The following is an 18,091-nucleotide window of genomic DNA, read 5'->3' on the forward strand; positions in this document are numbered from 1 at the left end:
CAAATGACTCAAACACCAGAAATACTCTGCTTGACACCTAAAACCTTTAACCATGCTTTGACGGTTTTAGCTGATTCTGACCCAGATTTTGCCGAGATTATCGCCGAATTTGGTCAGCCTCCTCTTTGGCAACGCCCTACAGGTTTTCCGACATTATTGCAAATTATTCTTGAACAGCAAGTATCCTTAGCCGCAGCAAAGGCTGTATTTAACCGTTTATGTAATCTGCTTTCGCCGCTAACACCAGAAAATTTTGTGCTATTAACAGATATACAATTAAGAAATATTGGATTTAGTCGCCAAAAAATACTTTATTGTCGTGAATTAGCCCAAGCCATTGTCAAAGGTCAGCTGAATTTAACCAAGCTAGAAACAATGGAGGAAATGACAATTAGAAACGAATTAAAGCAGATCAAAGGCATTGGCGATTGGACAGTAGATATTTATTTATTAATGGCGCTACTACGTCCTGATGTCATGCCCAAAGGCGATTTAGGAATCGCGATCGCCATCCAAAATCTCAAAAGTTTGACAGCCCGTCCTACACCGACAGAAATCGCAGCGATCGCCCAACAATGGCGACCTTGGCGGGCAGTTGCTACGAGAATACTTTGGCACTATTATCTCGGTGAGATTACGGTTAAAGCAAAAGTAAATCAAGTTTAGCAGATAGATATGGATAAGCTATTCTGCTTTTAAGTTGCACAATCCATGGTGAGGGCTGTTGACAGTCAACAGTCAACAGTCAACAGTCAACAGTCAACCGTCAACAGTCAACCGTCAACAGTCAACCGTCAACCGTCAACGCTATAACTTACCTGTAAACACTCTCTCAGCCGGGCCAGTCATGTAAACCCGTTGGTCAATTTCTGACCATTCGATTTCCAAGGGGCCACCAGGGAGTTCTACAGTTGCGGTGCGATCGCATTTTCCAGTCAAAACACCAGCAACTAAGGAAGCACAAGCACCAGTACCACAAGCTAAGGTAATACCTGCACCCCGTTCCCAAACGCGCATTTTTAAGTAATTGCGGCTGACAACTTGTATAAATTCCGTATTTGTCCGTTGAGGGAAAACTGGGTGATGTTCAAATTGCGGCCCGATACTTTCTAAGGGAATAGCGGCGACATCATCCACAAAAGTAATACAGTGAGGATTACCCATACTGACACAGGTAACTTCCCAAGTTTTCCCCGCTACCTCTAGGGGCTGATTAATTACCTTGCTATCCCCAGCACTCAAGGTTGTAGGAATTTCTGCGGCTAGTAATTTGGGTAAACCCATATCTACCTTAACTTGACCATCCGCCATCAGTTGAGGTGTAATCACGCCAGCTAAAGTATGAATGCGATATAAGTCTTTACTTCGCGATTCCCCTTCTAAATCGGCTAAAAATACACCTAAACAGCGAATTCCATTGCCGCACATTTCCGGCTCTGAACCATCAGAATTAAAAATCCGCATGGTGTAGTCAGTACCGTTTTCCCCAGGTAAAGCAAAAATAACACCATCAGCACCGATGCCAAAATGGCGATCGCACAATTTAATAGCTTGCTCTGGAGTGATTACCGGCACTGATGAAGAGCGATTGTCAATGAGAATAAAATCATTCCCCAAACCGTGATACTTAGTAAATTCGATTGCCATTTATCCCAGGATGAATTATCAAAGATTAGTTACTGTTGAATGTCAGTTGTCAGAAAAGAGACGCGATGAATCGCGTCTGTACAATTGTCAGAGACGCGATGAATCGCGTCTGTACAATTGTCCTCCTTGTCCTCCTTCTCTAGCCCCTAGTCCCTAGCCCCTATCCCCCATTACACCATTTTCTCTTATGCATCCATCACCAGCCAAAATGCCTACGGATTTTGATACTTCTCTACCGAGTATTCGCCAAGTCCAAAATTTGATTAAAAATACAACTCACGTAGATTTGAAACTGATGACAGGCGATTTACTTACAGGGAGAATCATCTGGCAAGATCCCAACTGTGTATGTATTTTAGATGAACACAGCGAGCAAACTACTATTTGGAAGCACGCGATCGCTTATATTAAACCAAAAAACTAGCCCTGAATTCATATTTCTCAAAATTAACGGCATATACTCGCAGAATTGCGGGTGAATTTGATAACCCAAATTCTGCAGATGTCTGCCGCGATCGCTCTCTATAATCGTTAAAATATTAATTAATGTAAAGATATTTATGAAAAATCAATGGCATTATTTGGATTTGGCAAGAAAACAGTAATACCCACTCCTGAGCAAGCTTTACCAGGAAGAACAGAACAAATGCACGTACCTGCGGCTCACTATGTCAATGGTAATCCGCTCAAACCACCTTTTCCCGATGGATTAGAAACAGCTGTATTTGGTTTAGGCTGTTTTTGGGGTGCAGAGCGTAAATTCTGGCAAGTTAAAGGTGTTTATTCTACGGCAGTTGGTTATGCTGCTGGCTACACACCAAACCCCACCTATGAAGAGGTATGTACTGGATTAACCGGTCATAATGAAGTGGTATTGGTAGTGTTTGATCCGGCGGTGGTGAGTTATTCCCAATTGTTAAAGGTTTTTTGGGAAAGCCACAACCCCACCCAAGGAATGCGTCAAGGTAATGATGTGGGAACTCAATACCGTTCGGGAATTTACTTCTATTCTGAAACCCAACGTCAACAAGCAGAAGCATCAAAGGCAGCTTATCAACAAGCCCTAACAGATGCAGGCTATGGAAACATTACCACAGAAATTTTACCTGCACCTGAGTTTTACTATGCTGAGAAATACCATCAACAGTATTTAGCTAAAAACCCAAATGGCTATTGCGGTTTAGGCGGAACCAATGTTTCCTGTCCCGTAGGAATTGCTGAATCCCAACTCAGTGGTTAAGCAATAATCAAATGGTAACTACGCTCCCTGAGCGAACTCAAAGGACGGAATGTAGGTTAACAAATGTGCGTAGTTACAGCTATTTTCAGGTAAATAGACCACACTGTAGAGGCGGGGTTTACCCCATTGGTGTCAACTTAAGTTCAAACGCTTACCCAACAAATCGCCCACAGGCTGTAAGCCTGGGGCTAACGCTACAAAGCCCACCTTTGTGGGCTAAGAAAATTTAGCCCACGCAGGTGGGCTTTGTTCAATTAGCCGCACCCTTACAGGGTGACGGCGGTTTATTGGGTAAGCGAGGGGTTGAGAGTGAGGACAAAACTTTGCAACCAAAAGGGTTTCACGTTAAGTTGACACCAATGGGTTTCCCCCCCCTTACCCATTTTTTAGACAGCGCATTTCAGATAAATGAAGTAAGCAGACAGGGGCATAGCACTGCCATGCCCTTAAAATCAAAGATATCTGTACCTCACCAACCTGTATTTGCTGTACGTCGCTGAATTACTGATGTGATACAGCTACCTTTTCATCAGCTACCTGCGCATGTTCAGCAACAATTTGGCGGAAGAGTTCGCCTTCAATTGTCTCTTGGTCAGATAACAAATCTACCAGGCGTTCTAAAGCAACGCGGTTTTGTTCCAAGATTGATTTTGCAGTTTGGTAAGAACTACTGATAATTTCCCGGACTTGGGCATCAATTTTGGCAGCAATCTCTTCCGAATAATCTGATTTATTCATCCAATCGCGACCGAGAAAGACTTCACCGCTTTGATTTTCTAAAGATAAGGGGCCTAAGGTAGACATCCCAAATCGGGTAACCATTTGACGGGCTAAATTTGTGACTTTCTGCAAGTCATCACCCGCACCGGTGGTAACTTCTGGCTTACCAAATACAACTTCCTCGGCAGCCCGACCGCCTAAAATTGAGGTAATTCGCGCTTTGAGTTGAGAACGGGAAATTAAACCCTGTTCTTCGTTGGGGGTGAACCAAGTTAAACCTAGTGCTTGTCCGCGTGGAATCAGGGTAACTTTCTGCACGGGGTCGTGGTCTTTAATTAAGGTTCCGACTAAGGCATGTCCCACTTCGTGATAAGCAATTAACCGTTTAGCCTTACTATCTACTAGGGCGGTTCTTTCCATCCCTGCAACTACCCTATCGACAGCATCATCAATTTCCAGGATGGTAATGGCTTCTTTTCTGCGTCTGGCGGTGAGAATTGCAGCTTCGTTGAGTAAGTTAGCTAAATCTGCGCCTGTAAATCCTGGGGTGCGGCGCGCGATCGCATCTAAGGATACACTAGGATCGATTTTCTTATTTCGAGCATGAACTTTTAAAATATCCAAGCGCCCTTTTAAATCTGGTGAATCAACAATCACCTGTCTATCAAAGCGTCCGGGACGTAATAACGCTGCATCAAGGACATCGGGACGGTTAGTGGCAGCAATTATAATGATGCCAGTGTTACCTTCAAAACCATCCATCTCCGTGAGCAATTGATTTAGAGTTTGCTCTCTTTCATCGTTACCGCCACCGATACCCGCACCCCGTTGTCTACCAACAGCGTCAATTTCATCGATAAATATCAAACAGGGTGCATTTTCCTTGGCTTTTTTAAATAAATCGCGGACGCGGGATGCACCCACACCGACAAACATTTCCACAAATTCTGAGCCAGAAATGCTAAAAAAGGGAACGCCCGCTTCTCCTGCGATCGCTTTTGCGAGTAAAGTTTTACCTGTACCCGGAGGCCCAATTAACAGCACGCCTTTGGGAATCTTCGCACCTACAGCCGTAAATCTTTCTGGTTGCTTCAAAAATGTGACCACTTCTTGCAGTTCTTCTTTGGCTTCTTCTACCCCTGCCACATCGTCAAATTTTACTCCCGTTTTCGCCTCCATTTGAAAGCGCGCTCGCGATTTGCCAAAATTCATTGCTTGGCTAGAAGCATTCGTAGAGCGGCGCAAAAACAAGAGCATTAAAGCCACCAGTGGTAAAATCCACATCAGGTTAATCAATAACCCTACAGCAGCTCTACTGTTGGCGGAAGAAACTTCCCCAAACTCCACATTTTTATCTTTGAGTTTATTAATTAACTCTGTGTTTTGGTCTAAAAGTTTCACTTGAATAGGTGTATCTTTTTGCCCAACTAAGTAAACCTTAGCAATATTTTCCGCCTCATCCAGTTCGACTTTTGCCACTTCCCCCTTGTCTGTTTTTTTAATCAACTCCCCATAACTTAAGGAATTGCGCTCTGCTTTTTGCGCCAAGGCCGGATTTCCAGCGACAATCCCCGGTAATAATATCAAACTGGCAGCTAATGCTCCAGCCCAAGAAACACGCTTTGTCGATGGCTGTTTGTACAATTCTTTTTTACCTAAAACTTTCATAACAATTACCTTTCTCGTGGTGGCAAAAGCTGCGCGCTGTTTTTATGCCTATTCTTCTAGCCAAAATTGAAATAACGGGAAATAAATGTTTTCTCATCTAGTTTAGCTTCCACACAAAACCATTTCCCAGAGTTTTTTCATTAGGTTTTCAGAATACAGTCCCTAAAATCAGGGGATGAAAATCAACCCAACTTTGAGCCTAGCAAATTGGTAGGTAGCTATAAGCCCCATAAGGCTATATACATGGTATCTATTTTGACAAAATATGGGCATGGGGCATTGGGCATGGGGCATTGGGCATTGCTAATTATTGTACAGACGCGATTCATCGCGTCTCTGACTAATGACTAATTACATATTTGTCAACAAAATTGCTAAAATAACCATAGTCGTAATGATTCCGCTTTTCAAAAATCTGATTGTTAGCAGATATCTAGTGATTTAGTCAATGTTGTTATTGAGTTGGTGGGTGAAATTATGGTGAAAATTGTTGGTATTGGTGGTAGTTTAAGATCCAACTCCTATACCCAGCTTGCTTTAGAATTGGCAGCACAAAGGGTAGAAGTATTGGGTGCAGAAGTAGAAATTCTGGATTTGCGGCAGATGCAGCTACCATTTTGCAATGGTGGTAAAGAATATCCAGATTTTCCAGAAGTTCAGCGTTTGCGGGATACAGTCAAAAATGCTGATGGTTTAATTTTAGCGACACCAGAGTATCATGGCGGTGTCAGTGGTGTGTTGAAAAATGCACTGGATTTATTGAGCTTTGAAGAATTGTCTGGTAAAGTGACTGGACTAATTAGTGTATTAGGGGGACAGTCAAACAGTAACGCCCTTAATGACTTGCGGTTAATTTTGCGCTGGGTACATGGTTGGGTAATTCCTGAACAAATTGCGATTGGACAAGCTTGGGGTGCTTTTAGTCCTGAAGGTAAACTTAAAGATGAACAACTCTCCCAACGCTTTGATAGCTTTGCTCAGAGTTTAGTTGATAATACTCGCAAACTTCGAGGAATAAGTTAAATTTTTACTTGCTTGGCTGGTCAAGAGTCAATAGTCGATTATCTGTTGACTGTTGACTGTTGACTGTTGACTGTTGACTGTTGACTGTTGACTGTTGACAGCTATTCACCACAACATCATTGGTAACCCTGCAATTACAGAAGCAATTCCTGTCCAAATCGAAAAGCGTCCAATATCTGCTTCGTCTAATGCCATACTCATTTGTGCTAAAGCTGCTAACAATGCTGCTAACATCACAATAAATAAACTTGCATATCCCAAGTTACTCATGATTCATCCTCATTATTTAATCATAGTTTTGGATGTAAGAGTATTTGCGCTACCAACAATCAATACTCTTCTCTAAGAAAATAATGGCGATGAATGGCTTTAACTTCTGCTATACGGATGGCAAATTTTTTATTTCTTTCTATTTCAATCAGAAGATTAATATTAAGTTAAATTAGTGGCAATTAGCACAAAAATTCTGCAAACTAGTATTCAGAAGTTGGCTGTTATTTAGGTGTCAAAGATGGGACATAATCATCATCATGGTCATCACAATCATCATCATCATAGTCATGAGCATGAACATGGTACTAATAACTACAGCCGTGCCTTTACAATTGGTATCATTCTCAATGTTGGATTTGTCATTATTGAAGCAACTTATGGATACTTAGCTAACTCGTTGGCTTTGCTGGCTGATGCAGGGCACAATATGAGTGATGTTTTAGGATTATTACTAGCTTGGGGTGCGAGTTTTTTGGGTAGCCGACCCCCCAGCCAACGCTATACTTATGGATGGCGACGTTCTTCGATTTTAGCGGCTTTAATTAATGCGATCGCACTTTTATTAGTCATGGGCGGGATTGGCTGGGAAGCAGTCCAACGCTTCAGTCAACCTGCATCTATCGGGGGAAATACAGTTATTGTTGTAGCGATAGTTGGCATCATTATTAACACTATCACCGCTTTAATGTTCATGTCAGGTCGCAAACATGACTTAAACATTCGCGGCGCATTTCTACACATGGCTGCTGATGCCGGAGTTTCTTTAGGAGTAGTATTAGCTGGGATTACTATTATTTTAACTGGTTGGCTGTGGTTTGATCCAGTTGTTAGCTTAATAATTGTCGCAGTGGTAGTAGTTGGAACTTGGCAATTATTAAAAGATTCAGTCAACTTAGCATTAGATGCTGTTCCAGAAAGTATTGAACCACTAGCAGTACAAACTTATTTATCTGAACGTCCTGGTGTTACCCAAGTTCACGATTTACATATTTGGGCGATGAGTACCACAGAAACAGCATTAACAGCCCATTTAGTAATTCCTTCTGGCCATCCTGGCGATGATTTTCTCATTAAAACTTGCAAAGAACTGCACGATCATTTTGGTATTGAACATTCTACCTTACAAATAGAAGTTGGCGATTCTCAGCAAACCTGTACTTTGGCTTCTTACCATAAATTTTAACCAGGATTTACGCAAATATTTTATTATGCCAATTCAAATAATGTTTGCGACACATCTATATATTCTAGAGGTCATGGCATTGCCATGACCCTACTCATTTGTTACATTCTTTTTCCAAATTCCTATTATTTTAATTACAGCAGATTGCCAGTTGATAAGGTACAGATAATCGTTGATTGTAGGGGCACTGGCACTGCCATGCCCCGAAGCGCGTACCTCATTTACCTGAAATATGCTGTAATACCAATTCGCTATGATGATGTACTTAATATTTATTTAATGAACCGCCAAGACGAGGCAGTGCGTTGGGCGGCTTTGCCGACTTGAAGCAACTGCCGTGCCAAGTACGCCAAGAGAAAAGAAGCAAGTATTAAGTGCAAGTTTACAGAGAATTGGTATAAGTCAATAAGCGGAAATAAACATAATTATATTACGAAACCTAAACAGTCTTGAAACTCTTACCAATGACAAAGCGCAAAGTCTGAGTGCCAACTTACTTACGAATTACGAATTACGAATTACCAATTACCAATTACCAATTATGTTGGTTTCACTCTGCTAGCTATCCAATAAAATAATGTGGGTAGATATCTTTTAAAATAAATTAATAAAATATCAAAACTACCAATATAAACTTCTCGTTTTTTACGGTAAATAGCCGCCAGTATTTTTTGAGCGCAAATATCGGCATTCATGCCTTTTTCTTGCCCTTCATCCATTTTTTGATAGGCACTACCATCATAATTTAAGGCATTATAAGAAATATTAGTTTTAATTCTGCCAGGACAGATAATGGTAATAAAAATATTATTCTCAGGCTTTAATTCCAATTGCAAGGTTTCAAAAAAGCCATGTAATGCATGTTTTGAAGCTGCATAAGCCGAACGTAAGGGAAAACCTACTGCACCAACAATACTAGAAACAACCGCAATTTGTCCGCTACCATGAGCAATCATATAAGGTAGAATTTTTTTAGTCAAATTGATAGTGCCAAAATAATTAATTTCCATAATTTTTCTATCCACTATCTCTTGGGTATCAACGACTAGAGAACGTTGACTGATACCTGCATTATTGACTAAAATATCAATTTTCTGGTAATGATTGATTGCTGTTTGTACTGCTGTTGCTAATGATGTCGAATCTGTAATATCAAGGGTGATAATCAAACATTCGCTCTTGATATTTTGTTTGACTCTTTGTAATTCCTCTTCCCGTCTAGCGGAAATAATTAATTTTGCTCCTTGATGAGCAAATTGATAAGCTAAAGCTTCACCAATACCAGAAGATGCTCCCGTAATCCAAACAACTTTATCAATAAATTGCATTGCTTTACACCCTTGATTACTCTCAATTATTCGTCCATCTCTTTTAAAGTCGCTAATGCTGAAGGAGATAAACGACTGAGATAGCGGAATATCCAGTATTTAAATATAGTATCTAAAATCACGGGAAATGTGGCAATAAAGAGAAAAATTGCACTTCTATTGGCGGGGATACCTAGATGTTCTGATAAACCTTCTAATAGTACTTCCCATCCATGTGGTGAGTGAAATCCGACAAATATATCAGTAAATAAGATGATTAAAAAGGCTTTGGCGCTATCGCTTAAACCATAGACAATATTGTCGATAAAAGATTTGACAATGACAATTTCTTTTTTACTCATAGCCACTATAATGCCAAAAGCAACTAAGGATAGTAAATCGGCAAATATATTACTGATAGCGCTATTACTTTCCTGAGTAAATTCCTCGGCTATTTCTAGGGCTTTCTCACGCATTTGTTCTTGAACTTCTTCATGAGAGAATTTTGGTGATTCATATAATAAATTTTCAAACTTTAGTTTATGTTCAAAAGTTTTTAATTCCTCCAAAGCCTTGATTTCCATATTGACATTAAGGAAAATATGCTCGCTTGTTTCACCTCTAACTTTTTCTACTAGCGGACTGAACAATACTTGCTTAGAAATATGCTGAGTTAATAGGGGGACAAGTATTAAAATTAAGAAAAATCTTAAGGCAATTCTTGTCCGCCTTTGGGTAATATGGTAATTTCTGATAAAATCGGCTTCAGCTTGGGGTGATAAGTCTGATTGAATGCGATTAATTGTTCTCCCTAAAGAACGAGGGAGAAATCCCGTTTTTTGAGTGACAGGGGGAACATTAGCAATATTGTTATCAGAGATTTTTACTTTTTTATTAACTGGGTTATTAATTGGTATAGGTGTGACATTTGAGATGTCTTGAATAGTACTTATTTGTTCAGTTGGTATATTATATTTAGAGATGACATCATCAATAAACTGTAGTTGTTCTAAAATTGCAGCTTCAGAGATATTTAACACTGAGCGACTGAGGCGAAATTCGGCAAGTTTGACTTTAATAAAAATTAAGTTTTTATTGAGATAACCTTGCCAATAAGACATGACATTTTCGGTATAGTTTCCTGTTGATGCAGAAATCTTTTGATTACCAAAATGTTCGATTTCAATGTTTCTAATTATCTGCGCTGCTTGGTAAGCTTCTAATAATGCTCTTTCTGGTGTACTGAGAAACCATTGCTTAAATTTGCTGATTTGGTATTTAATGTTCTGAAAAAATGAATTTTTCATGGCTGATTTTTTGAATTTATTATGATTGAATTTATAGTAACCTATATTTTCGTTATTAACCCTTGTAAGTAGAATCTGCAATCCAATTTAGTTGAGCTACTAGGTATTATTTTATCTCAAGCTAAATATATTGTTGTTATTTATGCAGCCTCAATTGTTATATTGGGGACATTTATACTATACATTGTGGCATATTTCACAACTCTTAAATTTGTATTTCAAGAGTATGAACATAATATGTAATTTTTATGTCATTACTATGACAGTAACCCGAAGAAATGCCTCTGGTATAGGAGAATTTAGAGTGAATTTCTCCCAGATATCTAAGTGAGCGATCGCCAATCATCGATATACTTAAATTTTTGCAGTAATTAAAGCGGCTTTATATATGGTAATAATTTATTTTCAGTGCAGGGTAAATTAAATTTTATTTAAATACGAATTATACGATTAATATATTATTTTTAAATTATAAAAATGACTTTATTGCTGACATCAATATTCTTATTACACAGGCGTAAATCATACAACTTTGATGGATTATGTTGATATTAATTAAGTATCTATACTAAAAATACTGTAATTCATAGCAATACAACAATTGAATATATTGTCAAGGATATCTAATATTTTTTAGGAAAATTAATGTTGTTTACATAATATTTCATTAAATCACAGTATTTATCATATTAGTTATTATATTTTATATATTTATTGTATGATAACTAGACGATGCTATTATTCCTTTAACAACATACCTCTGGTAACTGACTCAACCTTTACCCACCGGATTGGTATTTGGTTAATTTGATTAACTTGTAGTTACTGCTTTGTCTGCTTTTGGGAATTTCGGAAATTGATTACAAGTCATAAAAATTAATCAGTATTGTGCTGATTTTATGCAAAGAAACTGCAAATACAAAGTCTAGTTAATTTAGTTGAATTTGCTATCTAAAATTAACCGTGATTTTTGGTAAGCTACAATTTTTTAAATCGATTCCCTATGAAGTTTCAACATTAATAATCTAGTTAACTTTGCTGCCTGTTTTAGCTTTGCTATGTTGTTAAACCTGACATTTTAGTGACAATCAAAGTTGGTATTTACACTAAGTTACTGTGAACTAAACAATCATGAATGTCAAAGAACTTCTAACTAGGTATGCAGCAGGAGAAAGAAGCTTTAACGGTATAGAATTACCGGAAGCAGATTTACGCGGGGCTAACTTGGGTGGTGTAGATTTTGGTAGAGTTAACCTCGAAGGTGCTAACCTCACTGGTGCATCTTTAAGCGGGGCTAATTTAAGTCGGGCAAATCTTAGAGGTGCGAAACTTCATAGAGCGAATTTATCGGAAGTTATTTTGAGTGGTGCGGATTTACGCCAAGCGGCGCTAACAACTGCGAATTTAAATGAATCAGATTTAAGTGGTGCATGTTTGAATTATGCAGATTTATGTGATGCTAATTTACACATGGCATCACTGAGTGTAGCTAATTTGCAGGGTGCTAATTTAAGCGGGGCGAAAATGGGCGGAGTACGGATGTGGAAAGCTGATTTGCAGTGGGCGGATTTAAGTGGCGCTGATTTAAGCGAAGCTAACTTAAGCGAAGCTAACTTAACAGGCGCGAATCTTAACGCTACAGATATGAGCGAAACCTTTATGACGGGAACAATTATGCCTGATGGCTTTATCCATCAGTGAAAGGGAGACGCGATTCATCGCGTCTGTACAATTGTCTTGGTGGTTAGCGATTTTTGCTGATTCAATGGGGCTGATTGTGAGGTGACAGGCTTGAGGGGAAATTTTCTGGATAAATTCACTATTCTTTAAGTGACATCTCCTACACTTCTGCTTCGCAGTAAGTGTAGGCTTCTCAGCGACTCCTAATCCGGACATTGACTGAGCTTTAAGACCGTGTGCCCCACGGTTCTTTATATTTATAGCCGCATTTAAATCCCTGCACAAACTAGCATGACAAACAGGGCAATTGTGCATTCTTTGGGATAGCGGCTTTTTGACTATGTGACCACAACTAGAACATTCTTGGCTTGTGCCGTTTGGTTTAACAGCTATTACTTTCAAACCAGCGTTTTCGGCTTTGTTAGAAAGTATTGTGATAAACTTACTCCAACCAGCATCATTAATACTTTTAGCCAGTCTTGTTTTAACTAGTCCTTTAATATTCAACTTTTCAACAGCTACAACATCATACTTATCAAGCAGTGATTTAGCTGTTTTGAAGTGGAAATCCCTACGGGTATCAGCAACTTTCTTGTGCTGTTTACCTAGTTTCTGGATAGCTTTTTTACGACGATTAGAACCTTTTTTGCGTCTTGACACCTTACGCTGTGCTGACTTTAATCTACGTTCAGCTTTTCGTAAATGTTTTGGCGCAGCGATTCTAGAACCATCAGATGCTACATAAAAATCAATTAAGCCAACATCAATCCCAATAATATTGTCAGGATTAAAATCAGGCTTAACAGTTGGTACTGTTTTATCATCAAGGCTCAAGGTTACGTAATAACCATCGGCTTTCTTGGTAACAGATACAGTTTTAATATCAAATCCATCAGGTATTGGGCGATGGACAATTACTTTAACATCTCCAATCTTTGACAGTGTAATTTTGTTGTTAACAAAGTGATGTTGTTTAAATTGGGTGTAAATAAAAGTTTTGTACTGTCCTTTACCCTTAAATCTAGGTCTACCAGACTTCTTGCCGTTAACATCACCTTTGAGCCATCTATCAAAAGCTAGTTCAACTTTTTTAGGAACTTCCTGCAATACTTGAGAGTGAATATCCTTGTACCAAGGTCTATCAACTTTCAATTGAACCAAAGACGCTTTTTGAGCGTAGTAGTTAGGTTGTTCCTTTAACTCTGGTAGATGACAAATTAGCGGGCATCTATCAATAGGACAACGATTCATTTCATACCAGTCAAACCTTTGAGCAAGCAAATAGTTATACTGGCAACGTAACATTTCCAAGATTTTATCTATTTTCTTTTCTTGTTCTTTAGTTGGCTTGATTTTGTACTGGTATGATGTTTTCATCTCTTTATCCTTGTTTTTCGACCTGAAAACAGTATAACATAAAGTGTATCCACTGTGTAACCAGTATGAAAAACAAGCAATTAAGATTAAGGATGTCAGAGCGACGATTCAATAAGCTTAGACAATATGCAGAGTACGCAGACAAAACAATGACTCAAGTGATAGATGAGCTTATCGACACGTTGCCAAACATAAAAAATGGCGACTCCGACGCTCGCGGACTCGCTAACGCTGCGCTATCACCGACCAACAACCAATTCAATCCGCAGGATTGAATTGGTTGTTGGTCAATTCGTCGCCGCCCAAAAATTCATCCCACACTGCCCTTCGGGTCAGATGTGGGGATTCTTTTTGTTTAAGCTAAATTAAAAACGGTTATATTCGATTGAGAAATATGTAAAATTTTTCAAATCATTAGAGTGCTTTAATTATGAATCTCAGCCTGTGCATGATTGTTAAAAATGAGGCAGCTACACTGCATAAATGTCTCAGCAGTGTAGCAAATGTTGTTGATGAGATGGTAATTTTAGATACAGGCTCTAGCGATCGCACTCCAGAAATCGCTAAATCTTACGGTGCAAAAGTACATCATTTTAGATGGAATAATAATTTTAGTACTGCTCGCAATGAAGCTCTCAAATATGTTAAAGGTAACTGGGTGTTAGTTTTAGATGCAGATGAGACGCTAACACCAGAAATTGTACCACAAATTTATTCTGTAATTCAAAGAGAAGAATATCTTTTAATTAACCTGCTGCGTCAAGAAGTTGGTGCCGAACAATCACCTTATTCTTTAGTATCTCGACTGTTTCGCCGTCACCCAGAAATTCAATTTTCGCGTCCTTATCACGCTTTAATTGATGATAGCGTAGCGACAATTTTAGCTAAGGAACCTAAGTGGCAAATTGGCTATTTACAAGGTGTGGCGATTCTCCATAAAGGATATCAAAAAAGTGCGATCGCGCAAGGTAATAAATACGCGAAAGCTCAAGCAGCAATGGAACAATTTTTAGCTGCTCATCCTTACGATGCTTATGTATGTAGTAAGTTGGGGGCTTTGTATGTTACCACTGGTAAAATTAATGAAGGGATAGAACTTCTCAAACGAGGAGTAAGAACCAGTGAAGAAAACTACGAAATTTTATATGAACTGCATTATCATTTAGGAATTGCTTACAGTCGGTTACAGAATCCTAAACAAGCTAGTTTGCATTATCAAGCGGCTATTAAGTTACCAATTTACCCAATTTTAAAGTTGGGTGCATATAACAATATTGGGAATTTACTCAAAGAAGCTGGAGATTTAAAAACTGCTAGAAAAGCTTATGAAGCAGCTTTGAAAATTGATGATAATTTTGCTGCCGGACATTACAATTTAGGCATGACATTAAAAGCGATGGGTTTATTTACCGATGCGATCGCCTGTTATCAAAAAGCCATCAAGTTAAACCCCAGATATGCAGAAGCTTACCAAAATTTAGGAGTAGTGCAGCTAAAAGTCGGCAATCACCAAGCGAGTTTAATTGCTTTTAAAAATGCGATCGCTCTCCACCAAGAACAAAACCCCGAAGAAGCCCAAAGGCTGCGTCAGGGTTTGCAGGAGATGGGGTTGTTGTGAGAGGGATAGGGGAGACAAGGGAGATGAGGGGGACAAGGGGGACAAGGAGGATAGGGGGGACAAGGAAGTAGTTAAGAAAGAAGCAATGCCCAATGCCCAATGCCCCATGCCCAATGCCCAATGCCCAATGCCCCATAATTCTAAATTCGCGCTCGCACAAATTTCTCTAATCGATCCATGCCTTTTTCAATTGTTGCCATGTCTGTGGCGTAGGAAAGGCGGATGTTTTTATCGGCACCAAAGGCAATACCGGGAATTACTGCTACTTGATGTTCTTCGATGAGCGCATCGCAGAATTCTAGGGATTTTAAGCCAGTTTTGCTGATGTCGGGGAACAGATAAAAAGCACCATCTGGTTTTGGACAACTCAAGCCGGGGATGGCGTTGAGTCTGTCTAACATTACCTGTCGCCGTTTAGCAAAAGCTTGGCGCATTTCTTCCACGCAGTCTTGAGAACTTTCTAAAGCCGCGATCGCGCCATATTGGGCAAAGGTACAAACGTTAGATGTACTATGCCCTTGGATGGTACTGGCGGCTTTAATGATTTCTACAGGCCCGGCTAAATAGCCAAGCCGCCAGCCTGTCATAGAATAAGCTTTGGCAAAACCGTTGCTAATTAAAGTCCGGGCGAAAATTTCTTTTCCCAAGGAACCGATGCTGATATGTTCTGCACCATCGTAGAGAATTTTCTCGTAAATTTCGTCAGAAACAACAAAGATATCTGCATCAACTACTACCTCTGCCAAGGCTTTAATTTCCTCTGGGGTATATACCATTCCCGTAGGGTTAGATGGGGAGTTGAGGATAAATAGCTTGGTTTTGGGGGTAATTGCTTGGCGCAGTTGTTCGGGAGTAATTTTATAGCCCGTGGAAGCATCTGTATGTACAATTACGGATACTCCCCCGACTAAAGTAACCATCTCTGGATAACTGAGCCAATAGGGTGCGGGAATAATGACTTCATCACCTGGATCGATGAGGGCGACGATCAAGTTGTAGAGAGAATGTTTCCCGCCATTGGTGACGATGACATTTTCGGCTTTGTAATCGAGTCCGTTATCTGTTTTCAGCTTGTGGGCGATCGCTTCCCTTAACTTTGGTTCTCCGGCGGCTGCGCCATATTTGGTTTTCCCTTCATCCAAAGCTTTTTCGGCTGCTGCTTTGATATGGGCTGGGGTATCAAAATCCGGTTCTCCAGCGCTAAAACTACAAACATCTATCCCCTCTGCTTTCATTGCCTTAGCTTTAGCTGCGATCGCTAAGGTTAAAGAGGGTGTTACCTGACTTACTCGTGCTGCCAGTTTCATTCTTAATTATTTATTCGCTTAATCTCTAACCTATTTAACAATATCCCACAATCTCGATTGAGAATTGACTTTTTAGAATTCATTAGCCCATCTCGTTAGTAAATTTTGGCAATATTAAGAATTTTGTTAATAGGAGAGCGTGTAAATATTTGTACCTGCTGAAGTTTTAAAAGTAGGGGCTAGGGATTGGGGGCGCTGAGGCTAGGGAAGAGAGATGATTATACTTGGTTGTGGACTGACATCGGGTGAATAGCTAATTGGATTAGTCGGTTTTGGATGTTATGAGTTAGATATTAGGTATAATTTGTTGCTATATAGCCTATTAAATAATTTTTGGCGACAAATAGATTTTTTTCGATGTTTATTGCAGGTTTTTAGTGATATATAGGTGCAAGGAAAAAATTATGCGATCGCCCAAGCAAGACACAATTGACGATAATGACTGATAATAATGACAACAAAAATCTCAATCCCGCAACCGAATATGATTCACCCTGGAAGGATATTTTACAAACATATTTTTCCGAATTTATGCAGTTCTTTTTCCCCAATGCATATAATGAAATTGATTGGAGACAACAGCCAGAATTTCTCGATAAAGAATTACAAGAAGTCGTAGCCGATGCAGAAATCGGTCGCCGTTTTGCTGACAAATTAGTCAAAGTTTATCTGCAAAATGGTCAAGAAACTTGGGTGTTAATTCATGTTGAGGTGCAATCTCAAGAAGAAGCAGATTTTGCCGCGAGGATGTATACCTATAATTATCGCATTTACGATAGATACAAAAAATCGGTAGCTTCTTTAGCAATTTTAGGTGATGAAAAAGCAAATTGGCGACCGGAACAATTTGGTTATAGCCTATTTGGGTGTAGGTTAAATTTTCAATTTCCGATTATTAAATTGATAGATTATCAATCAAGGTTATCGGAACTAGACAACGACAATAACCCATTTGCAACGGTAGTAATGGCACACTTAGCGGCGCTGAATACCCGTAATGACCGTAACAACCGTAAACAGCAAAAATTGGCGTTAGTACAAAGGTTGTATGAAAAAGGCTTTGAAGAGCAGGATGTAATTAATTTAATAGGGTTTGTGGATTGGATGTTAACTTTGCCACCTAATTTAGAAGCAGAGTTTAAACTAGAAATACAACAAATTGAGGCTAGACGACGGATGAAATATGTAACTTCTTTTGAACGTATTGCCAAGCTGGAAGAAGCATTATCATTAGTGACACGGTTACTCAATCGTCGTTTAGGTAATGTTGATGAGGCATTACTTGAGCAGGTGCGCTCTTTAACTATTAACGAGTTGGAAACATTAGCTGAGGATTTACTTGATTTTACTTCGATGGCTGATTTAACTAATTGGTTATCAGCCAGAGGATAAAATAATTACTAATTCCTAATAGTTGGGGAAAGCCACAATAAATTTTTAAATTGGTGGTATTTATATTGTGAGGTGCTAAACCCCAACTAATTTAATATCAATACAAATACAGCAAATTGCCACTTGGTGAGGTACAGATTATTTTTGATTGTAGGGGCACTGGCATTGCCATGCCCGAAGCGCGTACCTCATTTATCTGAAATATGCTGTCATACCAATTCAAATAATGTTGGCGACACATCAATATATTCTAGAGGATATGGCAGTGCCATGCCCCTACCATCTGTCGCATTGTTTTTTCAAATGGGTATGATACAGGCGATTTGTAATGCTCTAACTGATTGCTGAC

16 protein-coding genes are annotated in these 18,091 nt (G+C 39.3%); 9 read left to right on the forward strand and 7 right to left on the reverse strand.

Features of this window, described 5'->3' with window-relative positions:
- Nucleotides 1-3: 3 nt before the first annotated feature.
- On the forward strand, nucleotides 4-666 hold the full coding sequence (locus H6G08_RS09200; protein WP_190540709.1) for a DNA-3-methyladenine glycosylase family protein: 663 nt from the start codon (nucleotides 4-6) through the stop codon (nucleotides 664-666).
- Nucleotides 667-807: 141 nt separating this feature from the next.
- Here the strand turns inward: H6G08_RS09200 and dapF are convergent, their stop codons facing one another.
- A complete protein-coding gene (gene dapF, locus H6G08_RS09205) occupies nucleotides 808-1,647 on the reverse strand; it encodes a diaminopimelate epimerase (RefSeq protein ID WP_190540711.1) in 840 nt (279 codons plus the stop codon).
- A 187-nt stretch (nucleotides 1,648-1,834) separates the two neighbouring features.
- Here dapF and H6G08_RS09210 point away from each other — a divergent pair, with 187 nt between their 5' ends.
- Nucleotides 1,835-2,071, forward strand: a complete 237-nt coding sequence (locus H6G08_RS09210) for an Hfq-related RNA-binding protein (RefSeq protein WP_242045727.1) — start codon at nucleotides 1,835-1,837, stop codon at nucleotides 2,069-2,071.
- A gap of 147 nt (nucleotides 2,072-2,218) precedes the next feature.
- Nucleotides 2,219-2,887, forward strand: coding sequence for a peptide-methionine (S)-S-oxide reductase MsrA (gene msrA, locus H6G08_RS09215; RefSeq protein WP_190540713.1), 669 nt, complete (start codon nucleotides 2,219-2,221; stop codon nucleotides 2,885-2,887).
- A 501-nt stretch (nucleotides 2,888-3,388) separates the two neighbouring features.
- Here msrA and ftsH read toward each other — a convergent pair.
- Nucleotides 3,389-5,275, reverse strand: a complete 1,887-nt coding sequence (gene ftsH, locus H6G08_RS09220) for an ATP-dependent zinc metalloprotease FtsH (RefSeq protein WP_190540715.1) — start codon at nucleotides 5,273-5,275, stop codon at nucleotides 3,389-3,391.
- Nucleotides 5,276-5,752: 477 nt separating this feature from the next.
- On the opposite strand from ftsH, the gene H6G08_RS09225 reads away from it, so the two are divergent.
- The gene (locus H6G08_RS09225) at nucleotides 5,753-6,298 is read left to right on the forward strand and encodes an NADPH-dependent FMN reductase (protein WP_190540717.1); all 546 of its coding nucleotides are present in this window, start codon (nucleotides 5,753-5,755) and stop codon (nucleotides 6,296-6,298) included.
- 105 nt (nucleotides 6,299-6,403) lie between these two features.
- Here H6G08_RS09225 and H6G08_RS09230 read toward each other — a convergent pair whose 3' ends face one another.
- Nucleotides 6,404-6,568: a hypothetical protein gene (locus H6G08_RS09230; RefSeq protein ID WP_190540720.1), complete on the reverse strand. Its 165-nt coding sequence runs from the start codon at nucleotides 6,566-6,568 to the stop codon at nucleotides 6,404-6,406.
- A 241-nt stretch (nucleotides 6,569-6,809) separates the two neighbouring features.
- Here H6G08_RS09230 and H6G08_RS09235 point away from each other — a divergent pair, with 241 nt between their 5' ends.
- Both H6G08_RS09235 and H6G08_RS38085 read left to right on the forward strand, forming a co-directional pair.
- Complete coding sequence (locus H6G08_RS09235; protein WP_190540722.1) at nucleotides 6,810-7,754, forward strand: cation diffusion facilitator family transporter; 945 nt, start codon at nucleotides 6,810-6,812, stop codon at nucleotides 7,752-7,754.
- A gap of 198 nt (nucleotides 7,755-7,952) precedes the next feature.
- Nucleotides 7,953-8,081 carry a hypothetical protein gene (locus H6G08_RS38085; RefSeq protein WP_277877815.1) on the forward strand — a complete coding sequence of 43 codons (129 nt, stop codon included), beginning with the start codon at nucleotides 7,953-7,955 and terminating at the stop codon, nucleotides 8,079-8,081.
- Between the two features lie 212 nt (nucleotides 8,082-8,293).
- On the opposite strand, the gene H6G08_RS09240 is transcribed toward H6G08_RS38085, so the two are convergent.
- Nucleotides 8,294-9,082, reverse strand: coding sequence for an SDR family oxidoreductase (locus H6G08_RS09240; protein ID WP_190540724.1), 789 nt, complete (start codon nucleotides 9,080-9,082; stop codon nucleotides 8,294-8,296).
- A gap of 26 nt (nucleotides 9,083-9,108) precedes the next feature.
- The gene (locus tag H6G08_RS09245; RefSeq protein ID WP_190540727.1) at nucleotides 9,109-10,368 is read right to left on the reverse strand and encodes a proton extrusion protein PcxA; all 1,260 of its coding nucleotides are present in this window, start codon (nucleotides 10,366-10,368) and stop codon (nucleotides 9,109-9,111) included.
- 1,131 nt (nucleotides 10,369-11,499) lie between these two features.
- On the opposite strand from H6G08_RS09245, the gene H6G08_RS09250 reads away from it, so the two are divergent.
- Nucleotides 11,500-12,069: a pentapeptide repeat-containing protein gene (locus H6G08_RS09250; protein ID WP_190540729.1), complete on the forward strand. Its 570-nt coding sequence runs from the start codon at nucleotides 11,500-11,502 to the stop codon at nucleotides 12,067-12,069.
- Here H6G08_RS09250 and H6G08_RS09255 read toward each other — a convergent pair.
- Nucleotides 11,983-13,425 carry an RNA-guided endonuclease InsQ/TnpB family protein gene (locus H6G08_RS09255; protein WP_390625592.1) on the reverse strand — a complete coding sequence of 481 codons (1,443 nt, stop codon included), beginning with the start codon at nucleotides 13,423-13,425 and terminating at the stop codon, nucleotides 11,983-11,985. The two genes, H6G08_RS09250 and H6G08_RS09255, sit on opposite strands and share 87 nt — an antisense overlap.
- A gap of 430 nt (nucleotides 13,426-13,855) precedes the next feature.
- On the opposite strand from H6G08_RS09255, the gene H6G08_RS09260 reads away from it, so the two are divergent.
- On the forward strand, nucleotides 13,856-15,043 hold the full coding sequence (locus H6G08_RS09260; RefSeq protein ID WP_190540731.1) for a glycosyltransferase: 1,188 nt from the start codon (nucleotides 13,856-13,858) through the stop codon (nucleotides 15,041-15,043).
- Between the two features lie 140 nt (nucleotides 15,044-15,183).
- Here the strand turns inward: H6G08_RS09260 and H6G08_RS09265 are convergent, their stop codons facing one another.
- On the reverse strand, nucleotides 15,184-16,350 hold the full coding sequence (locus H6G08_RS09265) for a pyridoxal phosphate-dependent aminotransferase (RefSeq protein ID WP_190540733.1): 1,167 nt from the start codon (nucleotides 16,348-16,350) through the stop codon (nucleotides 15,184-15,186).
- 438 nt (nucleotides 16,351-16,788) lie between these two features.
- On the opposite strand from H6G08_RS09265, the gene H6G08_RS09270 reads away from it, so the two are divergent.
- Nucleotides 16,789-17,742 carry a DUF4351 domain-containing protein gene (locus tag H6G08_RS09270; protein ID WP_190540735.1) on the forward strand — a complete coding sequence of 318 codons (954 nt, stop codon included), beginning with the start codon at nucleotides 16,789-16,791 and terminating at the stop codon, nucleotides 17,740-17,742.
- Nucleotides 17,743-18,091: the final 349 nt, after the last annotated feature.

Origin of the sequence: Calothrix anomala FACHB-343, assembly GCF_014696435.1 — a bacterium.
GTDB lineage: Bacteria > Cyanobacteriota > Cyanobacteriia > Cyanobacteriales > Nostocaceae > Aulosira > Aulosira anomala_A.